The organism is Calothrix sp. CCY 0018 (assembly GCF_963920925.1).
Classification (GTDB): domain Bacteria; phylum Cyanobacteriota; class Cyanobacteriia; order Cyanobacteriales; family Nostocaceae; genus Rivularia.
The window spans coordinates 1-26,088 of the sequence record NZ_CAWUDI010000057.1 but is presented as its reverse complement, the minus strand read 5'-3'; the positions used below and the strand labels follow the sequence as shown (position 1 = coordinate 26,088).

General features: G+C 37.4%; 22 protein-coding genes and 1 tRNA gene. 20 read left to right on the top strand and 3 right to left on the bottom strand.

Annotated elements, in window-relative coordinates; translation table 11 throughout:
- Positions 1-317: 317 nt before the first annotated feature.
- Together ACM03V_RS29670 and ACM03V_RS29665 are read left to right on the top strand one after the other, a co-directional pair.
- Positions 318-389: transfer RNA gene (locus ACM03V_RS29670), tRNA-Cys, on the top strand.
- A gap of 252 nt (positions 390-641) precedes the next feature.
- Positions 642-1,778 (top strand): integrase, encoded by a 1,137-nt coding sequence (locus tag ACM03V_RS29665; RefSeq protein ID WP_414624401.1) that lies wholly within the window; start codon positions 642-644, stop codon positions 1,776-1,778.
- A gap of 44 nt (positions 1,779-1,822) precedes the next feature.
- Here ACM03V_RS29665 and ACM03V_RS29660 read toward each other — a convergent pair whose 3' ends face one another.
- Positions 1,823-2,050: a hypothetical protein gene (locus tag ACM03V_RS29660; protein WP_414624400.1), complete on the bottom strand. Its 228-nt coding sequence runs from the start codon at positions 2,048-2,050 to the stop codon at positions 1,823-1,825.
- A gap of 1,093 nt (positions 2,051-3,143) precedes the next feature.
- Here ACM03V_RS29660 and ACM03V_RS29655 point away from each other — a divergent pair.
- A complete protein-coding gene (locus ACM03V_RS29655; RefSeq protein WP_414624399.1) occupies positions 3,144-3,284 on the top strand; it encodes a hypothetical protein in 141 nt (46 codons plus the stop codon).
- A 119-nt stretch (positions 3,285-3,403) separates the two neighbouring features.
- On the opposite strand, the gene ACM03V_RS29650 is transcribed toward ACM03V_RS29655, so the two are convergent.
- Positions 3,404-3,730 carry a hypothetical protein gene (locus tag ACM03V_RS29650; protein WP_414624398.1) on the bottom strand — a complete coding sequence of 109 codons (327 nt, stop codon included), beginning with the start codon at positions 3,728-3,730 and terminating at the stop codon, positions 3,404-3,406.
- Between the two features lie 321 nt (positions 3,731-4,051).
- On the opposite strand from ACM03V_RS29650, the gene ACM03V_RS29645 reads away from it, so the two are divergent.
- The 16 genes from ACM03V_RS29645 to ACM03V_RS29570 all read left to right on the top strand — a co-directional run bounded on the left by ACM03V_RS29645 (position 4,052) and on the right by ACM03V_RS29570 (position 23,990).
- Positions 4,052-4,774: a hypothetical protein gene (locus ACM03V_RS29645; RefSeq protein ID WP_414624397.1), complete on the top strand. Its 723-nt coding sequence runs from the start codon at positions 4,052-4,054 to the stop codon at positions 4,772-4,774.
- Positions 4,775-4,822: 48 nt separating this feature from the next.
- Positions 4,823-6,169: a replicative DNA helicase gene (dnaB, locus tag ACM03V_RS29640; RefSeq protein WP_414624422.1), complete on the top strand. Its 1,347-nt coding sequence runs from the start codon at positions 4,823-4,825 to the stop codon at positions 6,167-6,169.
- Positions 6,170-6,224: 55 nt separating this feature from the next.
- On the top strand, positions 6,225-7,565 hold the full coding sequence (locus tag ACM03V_RS29635; protein ID WP_414624396.1) for a hypothetical protein: 1,341 nt from the start codon (positions 6,225-6,227) through the stop codon (positions 7,563-7,565).
- Between the two features lie 388 nt (positions 7,566-7,953).
- Positions 7,954-8,541 carry a hypothetical protein gene (locus ACM03V_RS29630; RefSeq protein ID WP_414624395.1) on the top strand — a complete coding sequence of 196 codons (588 nt, stop codon included), beginning with the start codon at positions 7,954-7,956 and terminating at the stop codon, positions 8,539-8,541.
- A gap of 75 nt (positions 8,542-8,616) precedes the next feature.
- Positions 8,617-8,955, top strand: coding sequence for a hypothetical protein (locus ACM03V_RS29625; RefSeq protein ID WP_414624394.1), 339 nt, complete (start codon positions 8,617-8,619; stop codon positions 8,953-8,955).
- On the top strand, positions 8,952-11,678 hold the full coding sequence (locus ACM03V_RS29620) for a hypothetical protein (protein WP_414624393.1): 2,727 nt from the start codon (positions 8,952-8,954) through the stop codon (positions 11,676-11,678). Before ACM03V_RS29625 ends, ACM03V_RS29620 begins: the two co-directional genes overlap by 4 nt.
- Before the next feature lie 22 nt (positions 11,679-11,700).
- Positions 11,701-12,411, top strand: a complete 711-nt coding sequence (locus ACM03V_RS29615) for a hypothetical protein (RefSeq protein ID WP_414624392.1) — start codon at positions 11,701-11,703, stop codon at positions 12,409-12,411.
- A 15-nt stretch (positions 12,412-12,426) separates the two neighbouring features.
- Positions 12,427-13,449, top strand: a complete 1,023-nt coding sequence (locus ACM03V_RS29610) for a hypothetical protein (protein ID WP_414624391.1) — start codon at positions 12,427-12,429, stop codon at positions 13,447-13,449.
- Positions 13,450-13,463: 14 nt separating this feature from the next.
- Positions 13,464-14,258 (top strand): hypothetical protein, encoded by a 795-nt coding sequence (locus ACM03V_RS29605; RefSeq protein ID WP_414624390.1) that lies wholly within the window; start codon positions 13,464-13,466, stop codon positions 14,256-14,258.
- Entirely contained in the window at positions 14,255-16,081 is a 1,827-nt protein-coding gene (locus tag ACM03V_RS29600) for a TrbI/VirB10 family protein (protein ID WP_414624389.1), read from the top strand. Before ACM03V_RS29605 ends, ACM03V_RS29600 begins: the two co-directional genes overlap by 4 nt.
- Before the next feature lie 71 nt (positions 16,082-16,152).
- Entirely contained in the window at positions 16,153-16,830 is a 678-nt protein-coding gene (locus ACM03V_RS29595) for a hypothetical protein (RefSeq protein WP_414624388.1), read from the top strand.
- Positions 16,814-18,640, top strand: coding sequence for a hypothetical protein (locus ACM03V_RS29590; RefSeq protein WP_414624387.1), 1,827 nt, complete (start codon positions 16,814-16,816; stop codon positions 18,638-18,640). The genes ACM03V_RS29595 and ACM03V_RS29590 overlap by 17 nt, the downstream gene beginning before the upstream one ends.
- A gap of 118 nt (positions 18,641-18,758) precedes the next feature.
- Positions 18,759-20,582 carry a type IV secretory system conjugative DNA transfer family protein gene (locus ACM03V_RS29585; RefSeq protein WP_414624386.1) on the top strand — a complete coding sequence of 608 codons (1,824 nt, stop codon included), beginning with the start codon at positions 18,759-18,761 and terminating at the stop codon, positions 20,580-20,582.
- Between the two features lie 56 nt (positions 20,583-20,638).
- Entirely contained in the window at positions 20,639-20,959 is a 321-nt protein-coding gene (locus ACM03V_RS29580; RefSeq protein WP_414624385.1) for a hypothetical protein, read from the top strand.
- Complete coding sequence (locus ACM03V_RS29575; protein ID WP_414624384.1) at positions 20,959-22,362, top strand: hypothetical protein; 1,404 nt, start codon at positions 20,959-20,961, stop codon at positions 22,360-22,362. Before ACM03V_RS29580 ends, ACM03V_RS29575 begins: the two co-directional genes overlap by 1 nt.
- Positions 22,363-22,388: 26 nt before the next feature.
- Positions 22,389-23,990, top strand: a complete 1,602-nt coding sequence (locus ACM03V_RS29570) for an AAA family ATPase (RefSeq protein ID WP_414624383.1) — start codon at positions 22,389-22,391, stop codon at positions 23,988-23,990.
- A gap of 35 nt (positions 23,991-24,025) precedes the next feature.
- Here the strand turns inward: ACM03V_RS29570 and ACM03V_RS29565 are convergent, their stop codons facing one another.
- Complete coding sequence (locus ACM03V_RS29565) at positions 24,026-24,373, bottom strand: hypothetical protein (RefSeq protein WP_414624382.1); 348 nt, start codon at positions 24,371-24,373, stop codon at positions 24,026-24,028.
- 287 nt (positions 24,374-24,660) lie between these two features.
- On the opposite strand from ACM03V_RS29565, the gene ACM03V_RS29560 reads away from it, so the two are divergent.
- Positions 24,661-26,088, top strand: a 1,428-nt coding sequence (locus ACM03V_RS29560) for a DNA N-6-adenine-methyltransferase (RefSeq protein ID WP_414624381.1), incomplete at its 3' end; no start/stop codon positions are given.

Genomic DNA, 26,088 nt, shown 5'->3' with positions numbered 1-26,088 from the left:
CAAGGTTATGTATATTTACTAATTTTTTAATTTCGTAAGTATAAACCGAATTATACCTTCAATTTATTATACTAAAATATGTCTTTTTAATGTTTTTCATCTATCTTAAGATATAAATCTCTTATATTTTATGTTTTTCAGTACCCTTGTCTTAAGGAGTATAAATACTGTTCCTATAGAGAAAAATATGTATTATACGTAACCGAAAATCCTAGCACAAATATGAGGTAATACAATGGGTAGGCATAGGACGAAAAAAGATGGTATGAAGGGGTAGATTTTTAGATAAAATTTTGGTAAGATAAAAACTCTTGTGCGGCGACATAGCCAAGTGGTAAGGCAGAGGTCTGCAAAACCTCCATCCCCCGGTTCAAATCCGGGTGTCGCCTTTAAGAATATTCCGTCCTTTCCCGCTCCACAAGCACCTTCTAGGTTCGAGGAGCGGATTCTTCGTTTGTACCATTTTAGGTCAAATTGGGTAGAATCAACTCACAATTTTAGTCACAAATTTAGTCACAGTTTTAGCTACCATTTAAAATCTGAGAAAAGCTGCTCAGTAGAGTATTGCGCGTTCGTCCGTTTGAAATTGGGTGACATCTTCTATAAAAAACAGTCCCTTAAAAACTTTGGGGTAAACTTTTATGGATATTAATAATCGTCTTGCTCAAGCAAATGGTAGATTGCGAGCTTCTAATACTGGCATCAGTATTGAGAAACGTGGAGGAACCTTATGGTTAAGGGGAACGCTTCCACCAAAACCGAATTCGGGTAAAACTAAACCTTACCAACAGAAGCTTTCTTTAAGAACAAAAGAAAATCCTCAAGGAGTTAAAGCTACCATTGCAGGATTGCAGTATGCAGAACAACAAGCTCGTGCTTTGAGGGTAGAGCTTGATAAAGGTAAGTTTGACTGGGCAGAGTGGCAATTGAGCCAAGCGCCAAAACCTGAAACTGTATCGGATTGGGTAGAAAAGTTTGAAGCAGAATATTGGAGAAGGCGATCGCGCAACCAGCAGACTGAGACAACTTGGAAGAAAGATTATCAAGTTGTTTTCCCTAAGTTCGCACAATTCGCCGACGATGCAGAACTTTCTATCGACTTAATGATCGAATTCGCTAGCCTTAGCGAACCCGATACCCGGAGTCGTAAAAGAGTATGTGACATTCTAGGTAGACTTGCTAAATTCGCCAAGCTCGAAAATTTAGAAGGAATCAAAGAATTAACTGGTGGTTATTCACCTGGAACTGTATCACCAAGAAGTTTACCTACTGATGAGCAAATAGCCCAATGGCGAGACAGAATTACCAGTCCCGGTTGGAAGTGGATATATGGGATGTGTGCGGCATATGGTTTACGTCCCCATGAAGCATTTCATGTTGATATGCTAGATTTCCCCACCGCAAGAGTTAGCGATGAAACTAAAACGGGAGAGAGATTTATTTATCCGCTTTATCCCGAATGGGCATACAGTTGGAATCTTCAAGAAATCATCTTACCGAATTTAAAAGCAATCGAAGATTCCCCTAATGCCAAACTCGGAACCAAGGTATCCGGATTTTTCTACGATTTTAAAATCCCATTTCCCCCATACAACTTACGTCATTGCTATGCGCGTAGGTGCTTCGAGTTCGGATTCACTCCCGACTTTGGAGCAAAATTGATGGGACATTCAGTTACCACTCATTGCAAGACATATCGAGCTTGGATTGATGAAGCAACCTACCTCAAAGTGTATGAAACATTAATTAATAGAACAGGTAGACCACCTGCTCCTTAACTCAAAACTGTCTGGAGGGATTGAATTGTCCCTCCAAAAAAAATTTAACGAAAAGCTGCTGGAGTTGTAAATCCGTTTAACACGGCAGTGATATTGATTTTTATAAGGCGATTCATTGAATCATTGCGCCTTGCATCAACCCAATGCAAACCTTCTTTCCATTGTTCAGACCTAATTCGTCTCAAAATCGAACTACGGCTAAAACCTTTTCCTAACCTTTTTGATGCTTCTTGAATCGTCAAAAGTTCTGCGTCAGGTGGCAGCTTATACATTGTTCGCTTAGCCAAGTTACTAACCTCACTTCTTATTATTATTTTTCAGCAAGCAATGAATTACTTTTTCGTGCTTTTTTTTCGTCGCGAGTTTTCCTTCCATCCTTTTCGGACTTACCGTAATTAAAACTATTGCAATTGGAAACAATTTAAAGTTTGGATATGTCTCCTTTTTTATAAACTTTGAGACAATCCATAAGAAATTAATCCGCCCACAGCGCTCTCCAAACAAAATTTACTTCTGATTGCAAGCCCCCACTATGCAAATGCAGAAAAAATGTTGTTTATCATACAATTTCGCGCCTGATTAATGCGATTAGACCTGTTATTAGTCCGAGAAGCTCTTTGAACTATTTATACACATTTATTTCTATTTTGACAATTTTTTCATTCAATAAAGAATTACAGGTTAATATCAAGCTGTATAATAAAAGATGATAAGTAAATATTCAGCTACTTAAATAGATAAAAGTTGATATTGCTTCAAATCCGCTCATAGTAATACTCAAGAATAATAATCGACTACATCAATGTTAAAAGCTGTAGTATCCATAAATAAAAGTGATAACCGAATACTGAAATTCAGTAAAATTTCAACAAAATTTGATTTATTTGTTGAAAATCTCGTATTTATCAATATTTCAGATAATAATCAATGCATAATGAATTAGAAAAATTGAATAAGTAAAATAATATTTGCTCGCTCAAAATGTTTTATTTTCTACACATCTGTTTTTGTAGAGTAGCTTACATTTATAGTTAATCAATTATTCAATATGAGTTTAACGGTTAGGAATTTAAAAGCTGATTACGTAATTATATAGATTGTTGAAATTAATATTTGTATAAAAACTTTTTTGTTGAGCGTAAAAAAATAATTTTGGAAGTTAATAATAGAAAAACAATTATCACTTTAGGTAGATTTGTTTTCTGTGTAATTTAGTCATCATTCTTTATTAGGTGTCTTCGGCTACAGTTAAAACCATCAGAAAATTTGTTGATGGATTTTAATACCCGCATAGGTTGAAATTATGCGGGCATCTACCGTCGTGATAATTGATTCCCTATTTATTCACACTCGGAGTCCACAGTTATGAGTGAAAAAAATCGTGTAGTTGCGATTCGTATTTTAATAACGCAACAAGGTTTACGTTTAGTGCAGCGATTATTTAAGCTGAAAATGCGTTTAGTTGCGTCGTTCAAAGATAAAATTTACGACTCTCCACATAGTTAAACTTTTGAAGGAATAACGGCTCTTTTTCGTTTCAATTGTTGTTCTTCTCAACAGTTCGATAAACTTTAAACGATAGGCGATCGCAGGATAATAGTAATCTTGAGCCTAGTACAGACAAGTCAGGAAGCGACTTTGAAAGGCCCCACACTGCTTGCCCATCTATCTGCTAGTCCTCTAAGAATTTCTTCAATTTCGTTATCACTAGCAGATAAAACTCTCGTTCGCCAATCTGCTTCTTCCACACGAATCTTAAGCCAAAAAGTATCTTGAAATTCTTTTGGCATACAAGTAAGTAAGCTGAAAAATTCTCCTGCTTCTAAATCGAGTTTTCCCGTGCGAAATCGACTGAGACGACTTTGATGAATTCCAGTCCAACCACTCACCTGTTTGGCTGAATAATCAAAAGCCAACAATAGCTGATTAAAAATTTCTCTGTGCTGGCTCATCGCAACATTTCTTTACTTAATGATTGCCAAGTTAGCAATAGTATATTTTTGTAATTGCTATTTCAGCAATGCTTACTTTTTTACAAAGATGCCTCATTGATGGATGAGTTAGCTTTGAGTACCCACATAATAGCACCAACAGAAAAAGGTGAGACATCTATTTTCAAGTGCCGAATTAGTAGATCAGTAGCTCGGCTTAAATGTTTCAGATTTTTATATATTATGACCCAGAGCAATTGCTGCGTAAACGATAACTCTATCGAAAGTAAACAAAAGACACCTCTTTTTTATCGACTAACTCACAATGAATGGGTGGAGACTGTGAAAAACTTGACTGGAGCCGAAATCAAAGTGCTGTATTACTTACGCTCGCTCGACCCATTTGGCGATCGCCATCTCGAATACAGCATTACAGAAATGGCGAAAGAACTAAATATCTCGAAAGGAGCAGCATCAAAAGCAGTCAAGAAATTAGACCAAATTGGTTTGATTGAGGCACAAATATCGAAAGTCAAAATCAAAATAACCACTGACCAATACAAATATACTGAGTTTCCTATAGGAAACAACGTTTCATATAGTGAACCACGGTTTCCTATAGGAAATCCGAGTTTCGTAGAGGAAACTGAGGTTTCTTATAGGAAACCACAATTTCCTATAGGAAACGAACAACAGCCAGAACCTTTACCAGATGGCGATTTGAGAACTCCTCAGACTATTAAGACTTATTCAGACTTTATAAAGACTCTCTCAGATGAGGAGCGAGCGAGTTTTTTAAATTTTTGTCAAGAAAGAACGAAGAATCTTAGCGAGGAGGTGATTGACTTAGAAGCGTGGTTAGCAAGTAAGACTAAAGCTGGAGAAAATCGCTGGGAAGTTCAATACCGTTTTTATAAAGCTTCGCAAGTTTCTAGGAATCAAGAAGAACTTTCTCGCATACAAGCAAGAGAGCAAGTAGAAAAATGGAAACGTGAGCTAGAAGAACAAACCGTTGCAGCTACAGTTGCTTGTAAGGAATCGCTGATACAAGAAAGTTCTTCTTAAAATCGTACAAAAAATTGAACTGCAATCTTAAGAATGAGTGTGAATAAAATGATTGATCAAATGCCCCCTGCAAATATAGAAGCCGAAGAAGCTGTCCTCGGCGGAATACTTCTAGACCCCCAAGCTATTGTACGAGTTCGTTCTCACTTAATTCCAGAAGCTTTTTATATCAAAGCTCACCAAGAAATTTATGATGCTGCATTAGAACTTGATAATCAAGGTAAACCAACAGATTTACTCACAATTATCAGTTGGTTAGATGACCATAATTTACTTATTCGGGTAGGTGGTAGGAATAAATTAGCATCACTTGTAGACCGAACGGTATCGGCTGTAAACATTGATTTTCTTGCCGATTTAATTATGGAAAAGTATAGAAGGAGGCAATTGATAAGAGCGGGTAATGAAATCGTTCAACTCGGCTATCAGACAGAAATTGACTTACCACAGATATTGGATAGCTCCGAACAAAAAATTTTTCAAATTTTCAATCAAAGACTTTGCTCAAATACTGAACATAATAGCGCGATCGCCGTTGCTGCTTACGAGGAAATTGAAAACGTTAATCCGATCTATTCGACCGGATTTAACCAATTAGATAAGTTGATAGTAGGATTTGAACCAGGTACGCTGACTTTAATTGCAGGTAGACCGTCAATGGGCAAAAGTGCCATTTCCCTAAGCCTTGCATTGAAGATGATATTAAGCCATTCTCTCCCGGTAATATTTTTTTCATTAGAGATGACTAAAAAGCAATTGGAATATCGCTTATGGAGTTTGATCAGTATTGCTTCCGATTATAAAAATTGCGACCTTGTTCCGATACAAAGTGACCGCATCCGCAGACACCGAGCTTTGAGTGAAAGCTTGGCTGATTGGGAATTAAGCAATATCAACAAGATTGTCAATATTGCATCAAATTTGCCACTCTACATTAGTGATAGTAGGGAAATTAAAGTTTCTGACATTGCCCATGAATGTCGTCAAATCAAAACTAAGAAAGGGAAAATAGGCTTAGTAGTAATTGATTACCTACAGATGATGGCTGAAGATTCGAGTGCCAATCGCAGTTATGAGTTAGGAAGTGTCGCAAGGGAACTTTACAAAATGGCAGGCGATCTAGACGTTCCCCTATTGGCACTTTCCCAAATTAATCGGGCTGTCGAAAGTAGACCAGTTAAACGTCCAATCATGAGCGACCTTAGCCAATCGGGAATATTAGAGATGGTTGCCGATAATATTATCTTTGCATACAGAGATGAATACTATAACCCGAATACTTCAGACCAAAAAATCTTAGAACTGATTGTGGCGAAAGCAAGACATGGTGAAACTGGTACAGCCACTGTTCTATTTGACAAATCCTTTGGAGCTATTGCGTCTCTAGCTGAATGAAACTGACGACAACAATCTTCGCGTCCAGTAAATAGAATTTGTGAGCAGAATAGCTATGAGTATAAATTCAGCTTCAACAATTTGTGACGAACAACAGAATTTACAATTAAAAACTGTCGGCTCTTATGTAACCATTCAACCGGATAATCTTAGCCCTCGTCAAGAGTATCTCGCTTATGCTAGGGGGAAGATTGAAGAAATAAACGGCAATATAGCATCTGTACTACTTGATGAACCATTGAATCACGCCTATAAGCCTCATGTAGTAAACGTTCAACTCTCTTCATTAATTTTGGCTGATTCAGAAGAAGTAAACGAAGAAAAAGTGATCACGCCTTCATTTGACTCAGGACTTCAAATTGACTCTGAATTTAAAAATCTGATTCCTCCACTCTCTGTTGAAGAGAAACTGCAATTGGAAGCAAATTTGAAAGAATTTGGCTGTATTGACCCTTTGGTAGTTTGGAAAGATAAGTCTATTCTTCTAGATGGACATAACCGCTACGACCTATGTACCAAAAATCAAATTTCGTACAAAATTGTAGAAATTGATATGGTATCTAGAGATGCTGCTATTTGCTGGATTGTCAATAATCAACTGGGAAGACGCAACACTACACCAGAAGTAGCAAGTTACCTCAGAGGTAAGCGCTATCTGCATTTAAGAGGTAATCGTGAGGATAATTTAAAGCAGAATTCCTCGAAATGCAAAACTTGCACTTCGGAAGAAGAAGTAGAAGATGCTATCTCGATGGATAAAGCTAAATCTTTAGCGGCTGAATACAAGGTCAGCCCTAGAACGATTAAGAATGATGCAAAACTAAGCCAAGCATTAGATTGTTTAGGGGATGCGTTAGGAGAAAAAGTTAAGCACTCAATTTTATCTCGTAGCCCCAAGATGACCAAGGAAGATATTCTATCCCTAGCTCAAGTAGTGCATACTCAAGGAAGCACTGTAGCTCAACAAATATTCGACAATAAACAAGGAAAGACAAGTATTGTTCAACAAATCAAGGACAAGCAGCGCGTTCCCAACCCAAGAATTGTGGGTGAAGTATGCCAAATTATTTCTAAAGGCGACCCAGATTTAAAACAATATTCTGGATGTTGGTGCATAATTAATGCGGTGAATCTTCATAGTTGTGCTATTAGGATGTGGAAAATGGACTTACCCACAGTTAAACCAGAAAATTTGGAACCAATATATACAGCATCTGAAGAAATTGCCGATCGTAATTCTCAACGTATCCGGCGATTAGCAGATAAGGTTTATAGGAGTGGCGAAACTACTCATATAGCTGTGCTTGAGGCGCTTTCAAGAATACATGACCCTGCTAGTCTTACGACTCAGCAGGAACGAATACTGTCTTTTTTGGAAGGTGAGTACGACCTATAAAAAATTTTGTAAGTAATGATAACTACAGCAAATACTAACAATTCTATTTGTAGCCCAAAACTTATAATGTTTGGGCTATTTTTAATTTGCATAACATTAGGCATGGCGATTTAATTAAGTATTATACATAAATAGTTAGTATTTATTTAATTCTAAATCTATGTAATTTCATAGCCATATTAAATTTATAAATAACAATTTGATACTTTCGGAAAATGTAAAAGCGTATTAATACATAAGAATCTATTTTAACAATGTAATGTTTCTAGTCCTGTTTAATAATATTTAATCAGAGAAAAAGCGATTTTAATTTACCTAAATCGGCTGATTAAATTTGAAGATGAAACGGGTTATCAAAGATATAGAAAATGATTGGGTTTGAAAAATCATGTCTTTGAGAACACCCCGTATTTTTTCGATATCCCCAAAACGCTATCCTTCATCAAACTCAATATCTAATTTATCTTTATGGATTGTTGCAATTGCGATCGCAGTATTTAATGCAATCACTAATCCAAGTTTTACAAGCTTCGCAATACTAATCTTGGGTATTTTTGCAACAATTACAATAGCTTGGCGACATAATTTGAATGGTCTATTTACTTTTTTAGAAAAGCTTTCTCGGTACTATCGATTATCCACACCTATATTTGTAATATGTGGTACTTTTTTTCTGCTAAACGCACTATCAACACCAGCACAAGCACAGTTTTTTCAAAACGCAGAAACCTGGATGACTGGACAATTTACAGGTGCAGGAGAAGCAATTCCATTAGTCTTCAATGTGTTGCGAGGTTTGTTTTTAATTTACTTGGGAATCTCTTTAGTAAAGGTGATTCAGGCCTCAAGGCAGGATGAAGATTGGCAAAATTTAGCCCGTACACCAATGATTATTTTAATTGCGGTAACAGTGGGCGATATTTTGGCGAATTTGATTATTGGTGGTGGCGGAGGTGGTGCAGCACCAGGAGGATAAATTTAATTCGTAATATCACCCTTCGGGTGACGCTAAAGCTTCGTAATTCGTAATTAACCAGCACAATTAAAAAATATGGAATCAGAAAAATCAAAGTATCGTAAGGTAAATGCGACTTTAGGTAAACAACCATCAATCGGACCTTTCCCTGCTGACCAGTTAGTTCCCTGGGCAATTATTTGTGGAAGTTCTTATTACCTCGCCCACGGTTTATTACGTTTAAATTGGGTTTGGACAATTTCTATTGCAGCTTGGGGAATTTCTACCTGGTGGGTATTGACTGCCAATGGTGCTTGGAGAATTTTATCGAAATTTGTCTCAACTCCTAACTGGAATAGGGTTGGTATACGCTATGAGCAGCTTGTAAATACAAGAACTAAAAAAGTTAATTCAAAGAGAACACACAAAAAATGAGCGTTCAATCAAAAATTGGTAAAAAAATAGTCGATAATGGTACGGATAAAGTCCGTTTAACACCGTTAGAAGACGCTTTATCTTTAGTGTCAATGCTACAGATAAATCTCCAAGGACGCTCTGTTGGTGCCTATGTTCTGAGAAAGGGTATCAACAATTTTATGATTCATTTCGGTTTCGAGTGCGTGGGTATTCATTCAACATTACGGACAGAACAAATTTCGCCAGTATTTGATGCTATTGAGTCAGGGTTGAAAGATTTACCATCAGGGGAACGTTTAACAATTCATCTAAGCTCTTTTACCGACGATACTCCGAGACAGCAACAACTCAAAAACTTGAGTGAAAACGCCCCCAATCTAGAATTACAATACTTGTTAATGGGCGAACGCACTCGCATCCAACAATTAACACAAAAGGGCATCCGCAAACCCAAAACTCTGCGTCTGTACTGCACTTACACCGTAGAACAAGACACTAATGGTGCAAACGATGCAATAGAAAAAGGGCTTTCCAAATTAGAACGCTTATGGAAATCATTCACCGGCGAAATTAACGAGTTACAGTTTGTCCGCATCGAGCGTTTGCTATATTCTTCTTTTACAGATGGTTTCCAACTTTGGGAGCAACTACTTTCCAACAAGATGGGCTTGGATATCCGTCCCCTAGATGCAGAAGAACTTTGGAACATTTTATGGCACCGCTTTAACGACACACCACCGCGTCAAATTCCCCAGCTTTTAGTTCTGAATGAAGAAGGTTTACACGAAGAAATTTACTCAGACATTGCCCCCAAATCTCTTCTGATGGAATCCGATTCTTCTGTCCCCATAGCAGATAAACGTTGGGTGCATCTTAAAAATAACTATATAGGAGCATTAACCTTTGTAGAAAAACCCGGTGGCTGGACTGACAAAGAACGACAAATGCAGTATCTATGGGAGGTTTTATCAAAAGAAAGAATTTACGATACCGAAATCTATTGTCAATTAATGCGAGCAAATGAAACACTCGTAAAAACCAATATGCAGCGTCTTACAAAACAGTCAAATACAAGTGCTGCTATTGCTCAACAGAAAAATTCGGTTGACGTAAAATCTTTACTCAACATCAAAAAATCAATCGACGCGCAGTCAGAGCTATATGAAGGAGCCGTCCCCATTCATACTGCGGTGGTATTTTTGGTTTATCGTGATACCCGCGAACAATTAGATGAGGCTTGTCGTTACTTACAATCAAGTTTTCTTCGTCCTGCATGGGTGGTAAGAGAAACTGAATATCCCTGGAGGATTTGGCTGCAAACTTTACCTATCGCCTGGGAACGTTTGATGACAGTTCCTTTTAATCGCCGCTTAATCTACCTAAGTGGTGAAGTTCCTGGACTTTTACCCTTAGTCAGGACAAGGAAAGGTGACGATGACGGTTTTGAATTGATTGCTTCTGCTGGAGGAACACCAGTATTTCTTAACTTATACACCCAGCATAAAAATTTGGGATTATTTGCTACCACCCGCGCCGGAAAAAGCGTAATGGCATCGGGCATCATCACCCAGGCTTTAGCTTATGGAATGCCTGTAGTCGCAATGGATTATCCCAAACCTGATGGAACAAGTACCTTTACTGACTACACCAAATTTATGGGCGAAGATGGCGCTTACTTCGATATCGGTAAAGAATCAAGTAATTTATTTGAACTGCCCAACTTACGTTCCCTTCCACCCAAATTGCAGCAAGAAAGATTTTCCGATTACAAAGATTTTCTTGCAACTGCTCTACTAACAATGATTGTGGGTAGCCGTAGAGGTTCTAGTAGTGCAAACTCACAAACACTAACCGATACTGTGCGTTCTATCCTAGCGTTAGCATTGAAAGCTTTTTTTGAAGACGATTTGATACGCGATAGATATGCCGCAGCATATGTTAACGGTTTTGGCTCTCCCGAATGGTCTACAATACCTACCCTGCATGACTTTTTAAGTTATTGCTCCCACGAACGGCTGCGATTGGATTCCATGACTGGTGACACCAAAGCTGCATTAGAAACGATTTTACTGCGTTTGCGGTTTTGGCTTTCATCAAGGGTCGGACAATCCTTAGCCCAACCTTCTACTTTTCGTAGCGATGCGCGACTTCTGATATTCGCATTACGTAACCTTTCCAACGATGACGATGCTGCAATCTTAAGTTTGAGTGCTTATAGTGCTGCATTACGACGAGCATTGTCAGAGAAAGCAAGCGTATTTTTTATTGATGAAAGTCCTATCTTATTTGAGTATGATTCGATTGCAGCACTAGTTGGAAGACTATGTGCTAACGGAGCGAAAGCAGGGATAAGAGTAATATTATCAGCCCAAGACCCAGAAAGTATTGCTCAATCTCCATCAGGAGCAAAAATTTTTCAGAATCTAACTACGCGACTGATTGGACGTATTCAACCCAATGCTGTGGATAGTTTCACTTCGATTCTGAAATATCCTTTAGAGATAATTGCTTGTAATGCAACAGAAAGTTTTTTCCCAAAAAAGGAAGGATTTTATTCTCAATGGTTGTTAGATGATAATGGCATTTTTACAGGCACCCGTTATTATCCACCGTTTAATTTATTAGCGATAGTAGCAAATAATCCAATAGAACAAGAGTACAGAACTGCTGCAATGATGAAATACTCAGATAAATTTGTAGCTGTGACAGAGTTCTCCAAGCAATTATTAAAAACATTGTAAATTTATAAAGGAAAGAATAATTATGAAAAAAAGAAGACTAGTATTTTTCGGATTAGGAGGAGCAATTGTTATTTCTATTTTAGGAATAAGCCACGCGAGCGCATCATCCATACCGTTTATTTTCAATACTATTAACCAACTGAAACAGGAGTTAAAGTCAATAGATAACTATGTTGAATCCGTACTCGAAAGTAAACTTGAACCTTTAGCTTCATCTTTAGGAAAAGATATTGAGGCGGCTATTAACGAGACACTTGGTGTATTGGGTTTACCGGACGCTATAGAAGCTCGCACGGAAGTTGAAAATATTGCAGCAAGTTCAGATACTGCAATTAATACCGTAGAACAAGCAACAAATGAAGTTGACCGCCAGATTACTCGTGCTGTAGTAGATAGTACGTTAAGTAAAAATGGTCAACTACTAACCATCGAAGAAGTTGAAAAAACCCAAAATTCTATTGAAAGAGTTCAAGTTTACTCAGCCGCAGCGCAAGACGAGGTAGTAACACAGAACGTAATGAAGCGAATCGCTCAACAAAATACATCAACCGCAGCAATTTTAGGAGCAATGCGTGCGGATGGTTTGAAATCGAAACAATCTCAAGATTTAGCTAATTTAAACCTTACAAATATATCTCGTTCCTTGGATGGACAAAATCAAATGCGTAATAAGGAGATAGTTGGTCAAGGTTTTAGCAATCTAAGAACTGCTGCACAAGCAAAACTGTTTTAAGAACGTTGTTATAGTATGTCATTCTTACTATTACGGTGGGGACTAATTCTCGTCCAAGTCAATAATCCAAATCCTGGGCAAGCAGCTTCCACAATTACAGAAGATGGAATTGCCGCAAGCGAAGCCGTTACCCAATCGATGGATAAGCTTTGGAATGACGTACTTGGTGGGGGATTGTATAGTGCGATCGCCAATCTCGGAATTTTCTTTGCTGTCGGAACTTTATTGATTTTTATGGTGCAGTGGACGAGAGAGATGGTTGATGGTGATAACAGCAAAGCTTTCTCAGAAATCATCTGGCCACTAGTCGTAATAGTTTTACTTACTAATAACGCCAAACTTCTATCTTCAGCGACTCTTGGACTTAGAGCTATCATCAATCAAACAAATCAAACATTGCTCTCGACTACATCTGCTTCTATCCAACTACAAGAAGCTTATCAAAGAGTCATGCTCAAAAATGGTAAGGCAGAAGCAATAAGAACATTAGTTACTCAATGTAACGCTATAGCCGACCCGACTCAACAAACGGAATGCTTGCAAAATGCCCAGAAACAAGCGCAACAAATCGAATCTCAAATTGATAATAACGATTCCAATTTTCTTGAAGGTATCAATGATTTTTTCAACACTAATATCTTTCAATTAACAGTAAGAGGATTGTTATTAGCTTTTAGTATTGCCTTTCAATGGATTGTAGAAGTTTCTATGTTGCTAACAGCACTACTTGGACCTCTTGCTGTCGGAGGTTCATTATTACCTGTAGGAAATAAAGCTATTTTCGCTTGGTTAACGGGCTTATTTTCGGTAGGAATGGTAAAACTTAGTTTCAATATAATTTCTGGTTTGGTTGCTACGTTAGTTATGAATGCCGATAATAATGACCCAATGATTTTTGCGTTTGCAATTGGTATTTTGGCTCCGATTTTATCTGTTGTATTAGCAGTTGGTGGAGGTATGGCAGTTTTAAGAAGCTTTTCAAGTATTGCTAGTTTAGGGTTTTCTTCTGTTGTAACTGGATTCATGAAAAAACCATAAAGAATATTTAATATATGTCAATTCATAAAAACATAAATTCTCAAACAGAAGATAAACGTTTAAAGTTTTTGAATCGTACTACAACCCGTTTTTCTAGAAGTGATACTCTAGCCTTATTTACTGTTGGTACTTTCTTATTACATCTTCTAGTTTTTGTAATCCTATTTTTGTTATATGGTTCCTATTCCCAATTAAGTAAAAAAGCACCTCCAACTTTGGTTCAATTGGAAAGTGGAAAATCAATCAAAGTTGCTCAATTAGGAAGTTTGGAACGTACTCCTCAAGTAGTATTACGCTTTGTTTCCGATACAATGACTTTAATGATGAATTGGTCGGGAAATCTACCAGCCACAACAGTTGAAGATGCGGTAGAACCAAAACCCGACAGTGGTATAGGTATTAATTCAATTAGTAATAGTAGAGGTAAAGTAACTCACGGAGCATGGCAAGCATCCTACGCTTTATCGTCGGATTTTCGGAAAGAGTTTTTAGAACTGCTTGCTGAAATTACACCTTCAGGAGTGTTTAAAAGAAAAACACAAGTAGTTTTTGTTCCACAATATTTTCAACAACCAGTAAAAATAGCTGAAGGTAAATGGAAAGTAAGAATGGTTGCTAACCTTACCATGTTTGAACAAAGTAATAAGTTAGGGGAAGTGATTCCTTTTAATAAAGAAATATTTGTCCGAGCAGTAGAAGCACCTTCATCTCCGTCGAAGATTGATGAGCTAGCAGCAGTAGTTTATCAAGTACGTTCGAGCGGTTTAGAGATTTATGCAATACGAGATTTACCACAGGAAAATTTATGAATAATATTCCAAATTCGAGTGAAAATGTTGTTGACGAAAAAAATCAACAATCCTTACAAGAATCTTCAACTAATTGGGATGAAGAAAGTTTAGCTAAATTGCTTGGCTATGATGATTCCGAAGATAATAATAATACTGCTGAAGAAACTGAAATAGAAACGATTAGTGATTCAGAGAAAACAAGCAATAACAGTCAAGTTGTAAATGATACAGAAGTTGTTGATTCAAATAATAATGTAGTTGATACTCACGAATTATTTGATCACCCGCATGATGGTAAAACTCAGCCAACTTTTGCAACTAATCCTTTCGCTAAGTTTGGTGCAGTAGGTTTGATATTACTGGTTGTATTTGGTACGGGGGCAACTTTTTTAAATAGTATTATTTCCGGTAAACCAAGAACTGCACCACTTATTGCAGATAGCAAATCTGAAAAACCGAAGGTTCTTTTTAGAGAAGATACTAAACCAGCAGAAGTAGAAAATGGAAAATTAAAAGCTTCATTGGCTCTTTCAACTCAAGCAGAAAAAATTAAATCACAAGAAGAGTCAAAAAATACTAAAACACCTATTCCAAAAACTGATTCTCAAGCTCCACAAAAATTGAACAAAGAGAATATTAATACTCCAAGGAAAAACATAGCTTCAGTTGAAAGAACGCCAGTTGTAAGTAAAACGCCAGTTTATAGAACAATTCCTCGTCCTCCTATACGACAAAATTATTATCCTGCACCAAGACATAACAGGACGGATAGAGCGCTAACTCCCGCTCCTCCCAAAGCTACAATCACCTCCAATCCTCCACTAATAACTTCTCCCGTAAGAAGAATATCACCACCACCTAAAACTGAAAAACCATCCGAAATTGACCCAACACAGCAATGGTTAGCTGTAAATCAATTGGGTAGTTATGGTACTGCACGAATTACACCTTTTATTAAAGAGAAGAACAAACAAAAAAGTGAGGAGGAAGTTGAACCCGCTGTACAAGAAAAACCAGTTTTACCTACGACAATACCATCAGCTACACCTTTAATGGTTAGTCAAACTTACGAAAATACCACTTATCCTAAACCACTTTATAGAGAAGAAGCTCGGATTCTAAATGTTTCTTGTTTCTATAATGAAAGTTGTCCTATACCTTTACAAAACGTCAGGCAACTAAAACTAGGTTCCACCATTGCTGGAAAATTGATTACACCCTTAATGTGGGATGAAGGTTCAACCAATCAAAACAATCCCAAACAATCTAACTTTAATCAGAAAGAAAACTTTATAGTTCAAACTACCGAAGCATTTAAAGATAGAAGTGGTTTTATAACATTACCTAAAAATACTCAGATTGTTGCGACTATAAAAAACATTCAAGAGTCAGGCTTAGTACAACTCCAAGCAAAACAGATTATTATTAACGGTAAGCAATACATCCTTCCCCAACAAGCAATTAGTATTCGTGGTAATTCAGGTAAACCTTTGGTAGCATCCAAACGCGGTAATAAAGGCGACGATATTGCTGCACGCGATGCAGAAACGTTCGTAGTTGGTTCTCTTGCCAAAATAGGTAAAGTGCTTAATCAACCTAAAACCGAGCAATTCTCTACTTCGAGTGGCTTTGGTGGTACTAATAGTTTTTCTTCTACCAGACGAGGTAATTCTAATATTTTAGGTGCTGTTTTAGAAGGTGGATTTGAGCCACTTACCGAACAGATTAAAGAACGAAATAAACGAAAAATATCGGAAATTAAACAACGAAAAAAACTTTGGTATGTTCCCGCTAATACGCAAGTAGAGATATTTGTAAATCAATCCTTTATCTTGAGATAACGATGAAAAATGTTGTAAAGAAAACTATTATTTTTTCAATTTATACCATACTAATTTTGACCAGTACTTCAATGAAAGTAATTGCTGGTGAGATGAGAAATGGTGTAAAGCGAATAAGCAATACAGTTGCAACTGGTAATAGTGAAAGTGAAATACCGTTGATTGAATTATCACCTGGATATGGAGTAAATATTTCATTCATTGCTACTGGTGAGAAAGTTGAGAAGGTATGGTTGGATAACCCTGCTATTGCTTCTTTAGATGTTGATGGTTGCTTATCTGGGTTAGGAAAAGAATGCGAGTCAGATAATGGCGCAACTGTATTGCATTTACGTCAAATTAAACCTTTAGATTTTAAGCAGTTACCTTCATCAAATAGCAGCTTATTAACGGTAGTAGCAAAAGGCAAAGATAAACGAAGGGTTTATTTATTTCGGGTAGCAATGGGGGATAAAACACGCAAATTCCACACAATTGAGATTACACCAACTCAAGAAGAGTTTAATACTGATAGATTTCGACAGAAAGATATCAATAATTTACAGTTAATAAGTCGGGGGCTTATTGTTGCACAACAGCAGCGTTTAATTTCTCTAAAATCTCCTTTAATTCCGAGAGTTAAAAGCTTTTTAGTTTCAGCCTCTTTAGGAGAACAGATAAACGTAGCTGCTCGAAATAATGGAATTTCGTTACAGTTAGTAAACCGCTTAATGGAATTAGGAAATGAAAGTTATGAAATTATCAAATAAAAAATTTAGTTTAATAGCTTGCATAGGATTATCAATAATTATTTCCGGTACAATTATTATTTCATCCGAGGCTCAAGATATATCTAATAATAAAACTCAAATAAAAACTGTTGATTTGCAGAATACTCGTATACCAGATTGGAATCAAATGACTTTTTCTACAATGCCTTCCATCAATACAGATAGTTCATTCCAAGCACCTCAAGGTGTCGAAGAAAAGTTAGGTTACAATCCAAATCGCAATTGGGAAAAAGGACAAAACGTTTCAGAATTTATGATGTTAGGTGATTTTCAGGACTCTTTTGAGTTACAAAAGTTTTCGCTGGCTGATATTTATCAAATTACAAATTCCGATGCAAGTGAGATTAGTTTAGAAGAATTTGGCATTATGAAGTTACAAACTTTAGGTAGTTTAGTTTCTGCAATTCCTGCTCTAGAAAACATTCCTATTAATGAAGTCAAGCCCGTAGAGTATTTACTTTCTCAAAATTTATCTGGCTCAGTAGATGGTAATCAAACGATTGGTAATTTATTAGGGCGTTCTGCTGGCAGCAGCGCTTCGCTATCGCCACATTTAGGTAAATTAGATTTTTCTCAAATTGATTTAAATTCCTATAGCATCGATTCCATACCTGGACTATCCACAACGGCAATTGAAGAATTTGAAAAATGGCAAGGGGTTTATGTTGATTCAGTTCCAGGATTGGAGTCGGTTCCCTTCTCCCAATTCCCCAATCCCATAAACGCTATAGGTGGAGAAGTGGGAATAGTTGATGTTGCTTTTGGAACTGACGAACAGCAGCGACAACGAACAATTTCTGGAAGTAAACAAGAAGGTTTCGCCGTACCCTGCAAAAAAGACTGCGCTCATGTAGAACTATCTGGCTCCAAGTCAGTCAAAGGTAAAGCTTGGGTTAGCGGCAAATATCAATTAGTTAAAGGTGGTAGAGGAATTCTGGGTTCTGTTAATGGCGGAAAAGAACCTACAGGCAGACATCTTTTTGGCGAGGCTTTTAAGGTAGCGGTTTGGGATGTGTCAGAAGTCGATGGAATGATGTCCCAAGCTTTATTCTTTCGGGTTTGTATGCGAAATAATTTTGTTGATTTGGGATGTACGCCTTATTTTATCGGTCCGGTTCCATTTATGACTTATCGCGAGAAAGACCCTATATTTTTGGGCTTTATAAATGGAGGTGGTGAAAATTCTACTTCGACTCCTACAGGTTTGAAAAGTAGCGGATTTACTTTTAATAGCTCTCCCATAATTTCAAGTAGTAATTTATCTAATTTATTACCACCAAACAAAGGTAGTTGTAGTAAGCGACATTCCAAAGGTACGAATATTGATGCTTTGGGTACTGCGCTTTCCGAGATTAAAGATAATTACGACTCGGTAGGAAATTATGTTTGTGATGGGAACGGTAATTGCGGCCGCTCTCTTGGTGCGATGCAATTCATGTCTTACCGTCCTGAAGTGAGAAGAATTATTAATAGTAAATCTGGCGGAGCAAAATTTCTGAGCAAATTAGATGAGGGTGAAGAAGTTACAAGTGAAGAAATGGTGCAATATTTTTCACCTACTGAACAACAAAAATTAATTGCATCCGATACCAATCAATTATTAGATAATGCATCAGAGCAGATTGACCCAACTACAGGAAAAGCATTTAGTCAAGAAAGACTAATCGAACGTGTTGGTCAAATGCATTTTGGTGGTACCAGTATTCCAATTGATTCAGAAGTTAGCAATGCTAACGAGAGTGATTCTGTTAAGAAACATGGTATTGCAATAAAGCTTTCCCTTGCATAACTTTCACTCAAAAGACAACCATGAATTCTATGGTATCTCTTAATAAATATTGCTTTGATGCTGGTAGATATATGCGCTTCAACGAAGCTTGGACAACTATCGAACAAAAAACGGAAAAATGACAACTATTAAATTACAGACAACGGCGACACCACCGACTTTACAGATTGAAAGACTGGCTGATTTGATGAAGTCCCAATCTGGGCTGACGCTTATAGGTTGTTTTATTGCGATCGCCATTTTCAATTTCCTATCCGGCAGTAATCATAAAGGTAAAGTAGCAACCAGCTACTGGGGAGGTAAACGCGAAAAACAGAAAGCTAAACGCAAAGCTAAAAAGCAGATTGCTAAACCAATCCGCAACTCAGTTGCCCTTTATGTTGGCACTCCACCCGATATACGTTCGCAAATCGAAAAACAATGGCGCTCCAAAGGTTTAATGAAAAATAAACCCGCCTTCTCTCAACAACTGCATAAGTGGAAGGAGCCAGACAAAACGTTATATTTCCCCGATGCTCAAAGAGGAATTTCTGCTATTGGTGCAGCAGGTTCTGGTAAAACATTCTCAGTTATAGACCCCTTGCTCCGTAGCGCTTTTGACCAAGGATTTCCAATGTGTCTTTATGATTTCAAGTACCCCGCGCAGACTAAACGAGCTGTAGCTTATGCGATGAAACGTGGTTACAAAGTGCGGGTATTTGCGCCGGGATTCCCCGAAAGTGAAACTTGTAATCCTTTGGATTTATTAAAAGATGAGGAAGACGCGATTGCAGCCGGACAAATGACACAAGTTATATCTCGCAATTTTGACCGCAGTAACAATAGTAGCGATAAATTCTTTGAAGAAGCTGGCGATAGTTTGGTTGAAGGTATTTTACTGGTAACAAAGGCAGTTAAAACTTTAACTGGGGATGATAAATATTGCGATTTGATGATGGCGCAGGCAATTTTATCTCTACCAAATTTGTCGGCACGTATGGAAGCCGCTTCCAAAGATAAACTCAAGGTATGGACTTCTCGTCCACTTTCTCAACTTATCAGCGTTAAAGATTCAGAAAAAACAGCAGTATCAATTATCGGTACCGCACAAAGAATGTTTCAGCGTTTCCTCAAACGCGATTTTGTTGGGGCATTTTGCGGTAAAACGACACTACCGCTGGATTTGGATGGAAAGCAGTTGATTGTATTTGGGTTAGACAGAAATAACCGAGACATTGTAGGTCCCTTACTTGCGGCTATTTTGCACATGATTGTCACCCGCAATGTATCGCGTACCGTACCGCGTTCTGACCCTTTGATTGTGGCATTGGACGAATTACCAACTTTGTACCTACCAGCATTAGTAAATTGGCTTAACGAAAATAGAGAAGATGGGATGGTGGGGATTTTGGGATACCAAAATATTGCTCAATTAGAGAAAGTTTACGGAAAAGAACTGACAAGGGCTATTTTGGGTGGTACTGCAACTAAGTTTATATTTAATCCCCAAGATCCCGAATCTGCAAAGTTATTCAGTGATTATTTGGGAGAAATGGAAATTCAGTTTAATTCTAAATCTCGCAGTACGGGGAAAGGGGGAGGCTCTCGCAGCACTAACGAACATCATCAAAAAAGGCATCTATTAGAACCAGCCCAGTTTGCCAAAATGGGTACTGGGAGGGCAGTAATTATCAACCCAGCTTACCAGAGGGGTACGGAAGCTTATGTTCCGCTGTTGCAAAAAATAAAGGTTCCATTATCAGATATTCAACAGATGAATTGGTCGGAGGAGAAATGGGAATTTGTACGAGAAAGACTGATTCAAAATAATGGAGTTATTATTAGTGATTCAGAGCGTTCTAATCAGTTTTTGGAACGGGTTCATTTAGCAGAAGAATTATTTCCACTACCCGAACAACCAGGTGTTTTACCTTCTCCCCAAGAGCTTGCAAGCGTGTTTTAAGCAGGTAGGGAGCAAGAAGGGGGAAATGTAATAACCATAATTTATTATTTATGCAAATGTTACAGCTAAAACAAACAAATTGGAATCCAGAAATTTCATCTCTTTTAGCGAAGTATCCCAAATGGCAGCAAATGCTGCTATCCGCTATTGAAAAACCGAAATTAGATGCAGGTTACTGTCCTTTCGTTATAGAAATATTTGACCAACACGGTTTATTAGCTGGCAGAGTTAATAAGTTTGGATGCTACGAATGCACGAGAAATAGCCAAGATGTCAGTAGATTCATAGCTTGGATGTTTGATGGAGAGTTAGCAATTTTTTATGTAGATTCGCATATGCTTCTTAATCGTATTGCTACACAGGAGGAGTTAACATAATGAGTGATATATTTACTTTAAACTCCGGCGATGCTACTGCAATTCAACAGCATTACGAGCAGATAATTGAAACTTTATTGCGAACGTTACTAGATGTCAAAAATTCAGGAGATAATCAGCAACAAGATTTGAAAATATTTGATGGTGATAGGTTAGTTTACGGACGAGATAATAATCAATTTAGAGACGACATTTCTGGGGTTTCGGGACAGCTTTTAAATCCTCAACTGATTACCGAACTTCAACAATTACGCTCTACACCTGTTGGTGATGTCGCTTCGGGAGTAAACAATAAAAAGGTAGAATTGGACGGAAAAGTCATTTTACAGAGTGATGAGAGTGGTAAAGTACTTATTAACAACCTAATGGGTGCTAAGGCAAATTTAAGTCAAAATAAACCAGAAGTTATCAAAGAAAATAATTATGGTAAAGAGCGGCAACACTCAAATCAAATTGATGAAAGCAACTTTTTAAATAATGGTTATAATAATCAAAAATCATTAATCAAAGAGGATGAAGAATTACCATTAGCTACTGGAACGACACGAGTTAAAGAGTCGATTCAAGCGTTGGAGGACAGTCCTTTAAGGAATATCCTTTTATCTGAAGTTGAACAGTTAAGAACTGAGCTAAAAGCATTAGCTGATGAACGTAATTTTTATCAGGAGTTAATCAAACAAAGATTACAGCAACCTTCCAATACTTCATGGTGGCAGCAAGCTATTAATAATGTTTCAACTGTGGTTCAAAGTGTATCTTCTGCTATTAAACTAGGGATGCGCGAGTTTAAAGAGAATTCTGCTCAACATAAAGGCGCTGCATCTTTAAAAACTTTATTTCATCTCCAAACGCAACCTGGAGCAAATCAATACACTGCTGATAAGTACCAAATTTTACGTCAAGGTTCAAAGTATGAAGTTTCCAACTCTTCAACAGGGAAACTTTTAATGCAGTTTCGTTCAACTCCTTTAGGGTTGAAAGTTGAACAAGGTAATTTAGATAGTACACAAATTCAAGACATTAGTTCTTTACAACATTCTCTGAAGAAAAATGAACCTCTACCTACAAATTTTACTCCTATAGGTAAACAGGAAGCCGAATATTTTTCTCGTGTAGAAACAGTGACTAATGCTTTAGTGCAGTATGCTATAGCTCAACAAAGAGAAGTTGAAATAGATGGTGTTTTTTCTTATAAATGGACAGCTAGTCCTGAAGGTAGTGTGCATATTGAAGCGAAAGATGGACGCGGTATGTTGTTAGAAAAGGATGGGGGAAAGCTCAAAAGTAATATGAGCCAGAAAGATTTAACGTATTTTGAACAAATTCTACCAAAGCTACAGCCCTCACAACAAAATTTAGTAGAGTCTGAATCCAAGAATAACCAATATTTTGAATTAGCTTAGTACCCTTTATTAATAACGGATTAACAATGGAATTATCTTATTTGAATTTATTGATTGATTCAGGCGTTCCTGTAGTTAACGTAACTGCTTTAACCAGAGAACGTGCAACTGTTTTAGAGTTGATAATAAGAAACAGTGCTTCTCCAAAAAATGTTCCTGTATATTTATGGAATTCTGGTTGGGGATGCATGGAACAAGTTGATTGTAATGAATTAGGTAAAATAGATTTTTCTGCTATACATTCTAGTTGTTTATGTAAGCACGACCAAGATATTTTTGATGTTTTTGAGTTTCTAATGGATTCTGAAAGAGAAGGAATTTTTGTATTTGAAAACTTGTTCTCTTTAAAAAATGGTGCGTCAGAAGAAGATAAATTGTTTTCTCACAAACTCATATCAAAGATAGTTAATATCTACTATGAACTTGAAAATAATAGTTTCTTCAAAAAACTAATTATTTTGACCACAGATAATGTTGAAATACCCTCAACTCTTGCTAGTTTAATTCCGACTTTGATTAATCCATTACCTTCACGAGAAGATATCACTAATTACCTTAAAAAAGAATTACCATATTTGACGGAGGAAAATAATATATCAAATCTGGTAAATGCTGCTTCTGGTTTGACTATTGAAGAGATTCGTTTGGGGTTAGCAATTGCTATTCGTCCTGAGTTACCATTAAATATTAGTAATTCATCCAAACAACTTCTAGCTTATAAAATTAACCGCTTTGGTTCTTTCAATTTGAATTTTGTTTCACAGCCAAGCGTACCCGATTTCGGCGGTTTGGATTTATTCAAGAAGTTCACCCTCCAAGCCAAGCGGGATTTTTCAAGGGAAGCTAGGAAAGCGAATATTCCTCTTCCCAAGGGATGTTTGTTAGTGGGACCACCCGGAACTGGTAAAACTCTAGCAGCAAATGTCTGTGCTTCTCTTCTAGGTTTTCCCCTTGTCAGCGTGGATACCGCAGCCGTTGTCAGCGGTGGTGCTACATATTTGAAGCGTACTTTGGAGCGGGTAGAAGCTTGCGCTCCTGTAGTGCTTTATTTTGACGAATTAGATAAATTGTTTTCTACATCAGATACAGGTAGGGAAGATAATAATTCTACACAGATTTTAGGAACTCTACTTACCTGGTTACAAGATAAAAAGACTGCGGTATTTGTGGTTGCTACCCTTAATAGAATTGATGTATTACCACCTGAGTTAACCAGGATGGGAAGATTTGATGAAATATTTTATGTGGGATTCCCTCAAGCCTACGAGCGTAAGGAAATTTTAATGATGCATTTGGCAAGATTTGATAAGCGCTATAAGAATAGTGATGTGCTAACACAAAAGCAATGGCGGATTATTCTCAATAAAACTGTTAATTGTACTGGTGCAGAACTAGCTCGGATGGTGGAGAAGGCTGCACGTAAATTGTTTCACCAAGGACTAAAAATGAATATTGGTTTAGAAGAATTATTGGAACAACGGGACTCGATGGTGCCGTTATATGTCAGGGATACTGATAGAATTTTGGCGATCGCCAACCGAGCTAAGTATTTTGCACAACCTGCTAGTAGTGAAGATACGTCTGAGTTTGCTCCTGTTATTACTTCTTTCTGGGGTGATGCAGTATAAAATGATAACTAAAAATAATAGCTAGCCCTAATAACCTATACTGCTTGTATTAATGAAGCAGACTCAGTTTTCGCTTGATTTTCTACTAGGGAATTAGCAATTAAAGTTAATACTTCGGATTTACACTCTACTGACATAGAGTTAATAAGCGAACGTAAATCAACCGCGTCTAGCATTGACTCCCCATTTATGCAGGAAAAGTAGTAAATCCTAGCTTCTGAAGGCAAAGCGGCTATCAAGCTGAAAAGAGTTTCAGCCATCAAATCTTTACCGTTCCTAAACTGGCTAATTTGACGCTCCTGCACCCCACTTTTCTTAGCTAGGACTTTTGCCTGAATACCGAATTTTTTTAATGTCTGGTTAAAAGCTTCTCTATAATGCATTTTTATATATAAAAGTACAATTTATGCTAATTAAATTGTATTATTAATCTATAAGCACAAAAGCCTAGATAGAAGGCGGATAGTTTAATGCTACCAGATTAATCCGGTTGCGACTTAATGTTCTGTCTCTGCCAATAAATTTACTGTGAAACTCTCAAACCTTTACAATAGCGGGTTAAATCGTTGATAGCTATATAACAAGATTCTTTTTTTTTACTTCTATTTAAGGGTTAAGTGTGTTTGCTCTTGGCTCGTAGAGAATTCATTCGTAAGATAAGGATATAAAAATGACAACTCTTTTTGACATTGAATTATATCAGGACTTTGAAAAACAAAGCTGTCAACGCGACTGGGATAAAGTTTTTTATGACCCTGCTTGGGACGAACCAAGCTATCTTCCCGAAATCGAGCAAAATAAAGTTTTGGGAGAGGAAGAGGAAACTTTGTCCCCTCAGAACAAACATTCATTGGCACGATCTGAATCAAAATTTTCTGAATCGATAGCAGTTGAATCGGCAGATACAGAAAAATTAACTTCAACTTCTCAAAGCTCTATTCAACAATCAAAAGATAAAGACCTCTCATTAAAAGCAATCAGTTTGTGGCAGCCTTATTGCTCTTTGATTACTTGGGGTCTAAAAAAGTATGAGACTAGAAGCTGGAAAACCAGCTATAGAGGCAAACTATTGATTTGCTCTACAGCTAAAGTTACTAAAAAGCAATATCAACAATATCTAAAGATTGGTAATAGCATCGAATTACCAGTTTGGAACGAAATTAATTTTCCATGTGGGAAGGCGATCGCCATTTGCGACTTAGTAGATTGCATACCTATGACATCATCTTTTGTTGCCCAGCAGGCAAAAACAGAAATACTCTGTGGTGATTGGGAAGTTGGACGTTATGCATGGAAGTTAGAAAATATTCAACCTATAAAAGAACCGTTTGCTGTTAAGGGTAAACAAGGACTGTTTAATATCTGTATTGATACTTTCCTATCCAATTGTGAAGTAGCAGAATTAATAAAAACTAAGGGAGCCACTAATAAATCATTATCATCGGATGAATGGTACACTCCACCTCATATATTTGAGCTTGTTATTAAGGTAGTTGGACAAATTACGCTCGACCCTTGCGCGGATCAAGGGAAACATATACCCGCAGCACTGCACTATACCGCGATGGATGATGGATTGATTCAAGAGTGGAACGGGCGCGTATTCATTAATCCTCCTTACTCTCAACCAGGTGTGTGGATAAAAAAGTTGCAAGCTGAGATTGCCCAAGGACGAGTAACAGAAGCTATCGTGTTAGTTCCTGCTGCTACGGATACTAAGTGGTTATCTCCAATACTAAAATCTCAACCCGTTTGTTTTTGGACTGGTCGAATAAAGTTCTTAGATACCAGCTACAAGCCGAGATTATCCGCACGGCAAGCGCATTGTCTTGTTTACTGGGGTGAGAATTGGGAAAGGTTTAAGGAAATCTTTGACCCTTATGGTGTGGTTTATCCACCAGCATCTGTTTCGGTTAATAACAATATCGCTACGCAGGATACAGTACTACCTGTTGAGCGAACCAGTAGTACTCAGTCGGAGGAACACTCACCATCGGTACTACCTGTCGGGCGAACCAGTAGTACTCAGTTAGAGGAACACTCACCATCGGTACTACCTGTTGAGCGAACCAGTAGTACTCAGTCGGAGGAACACTCA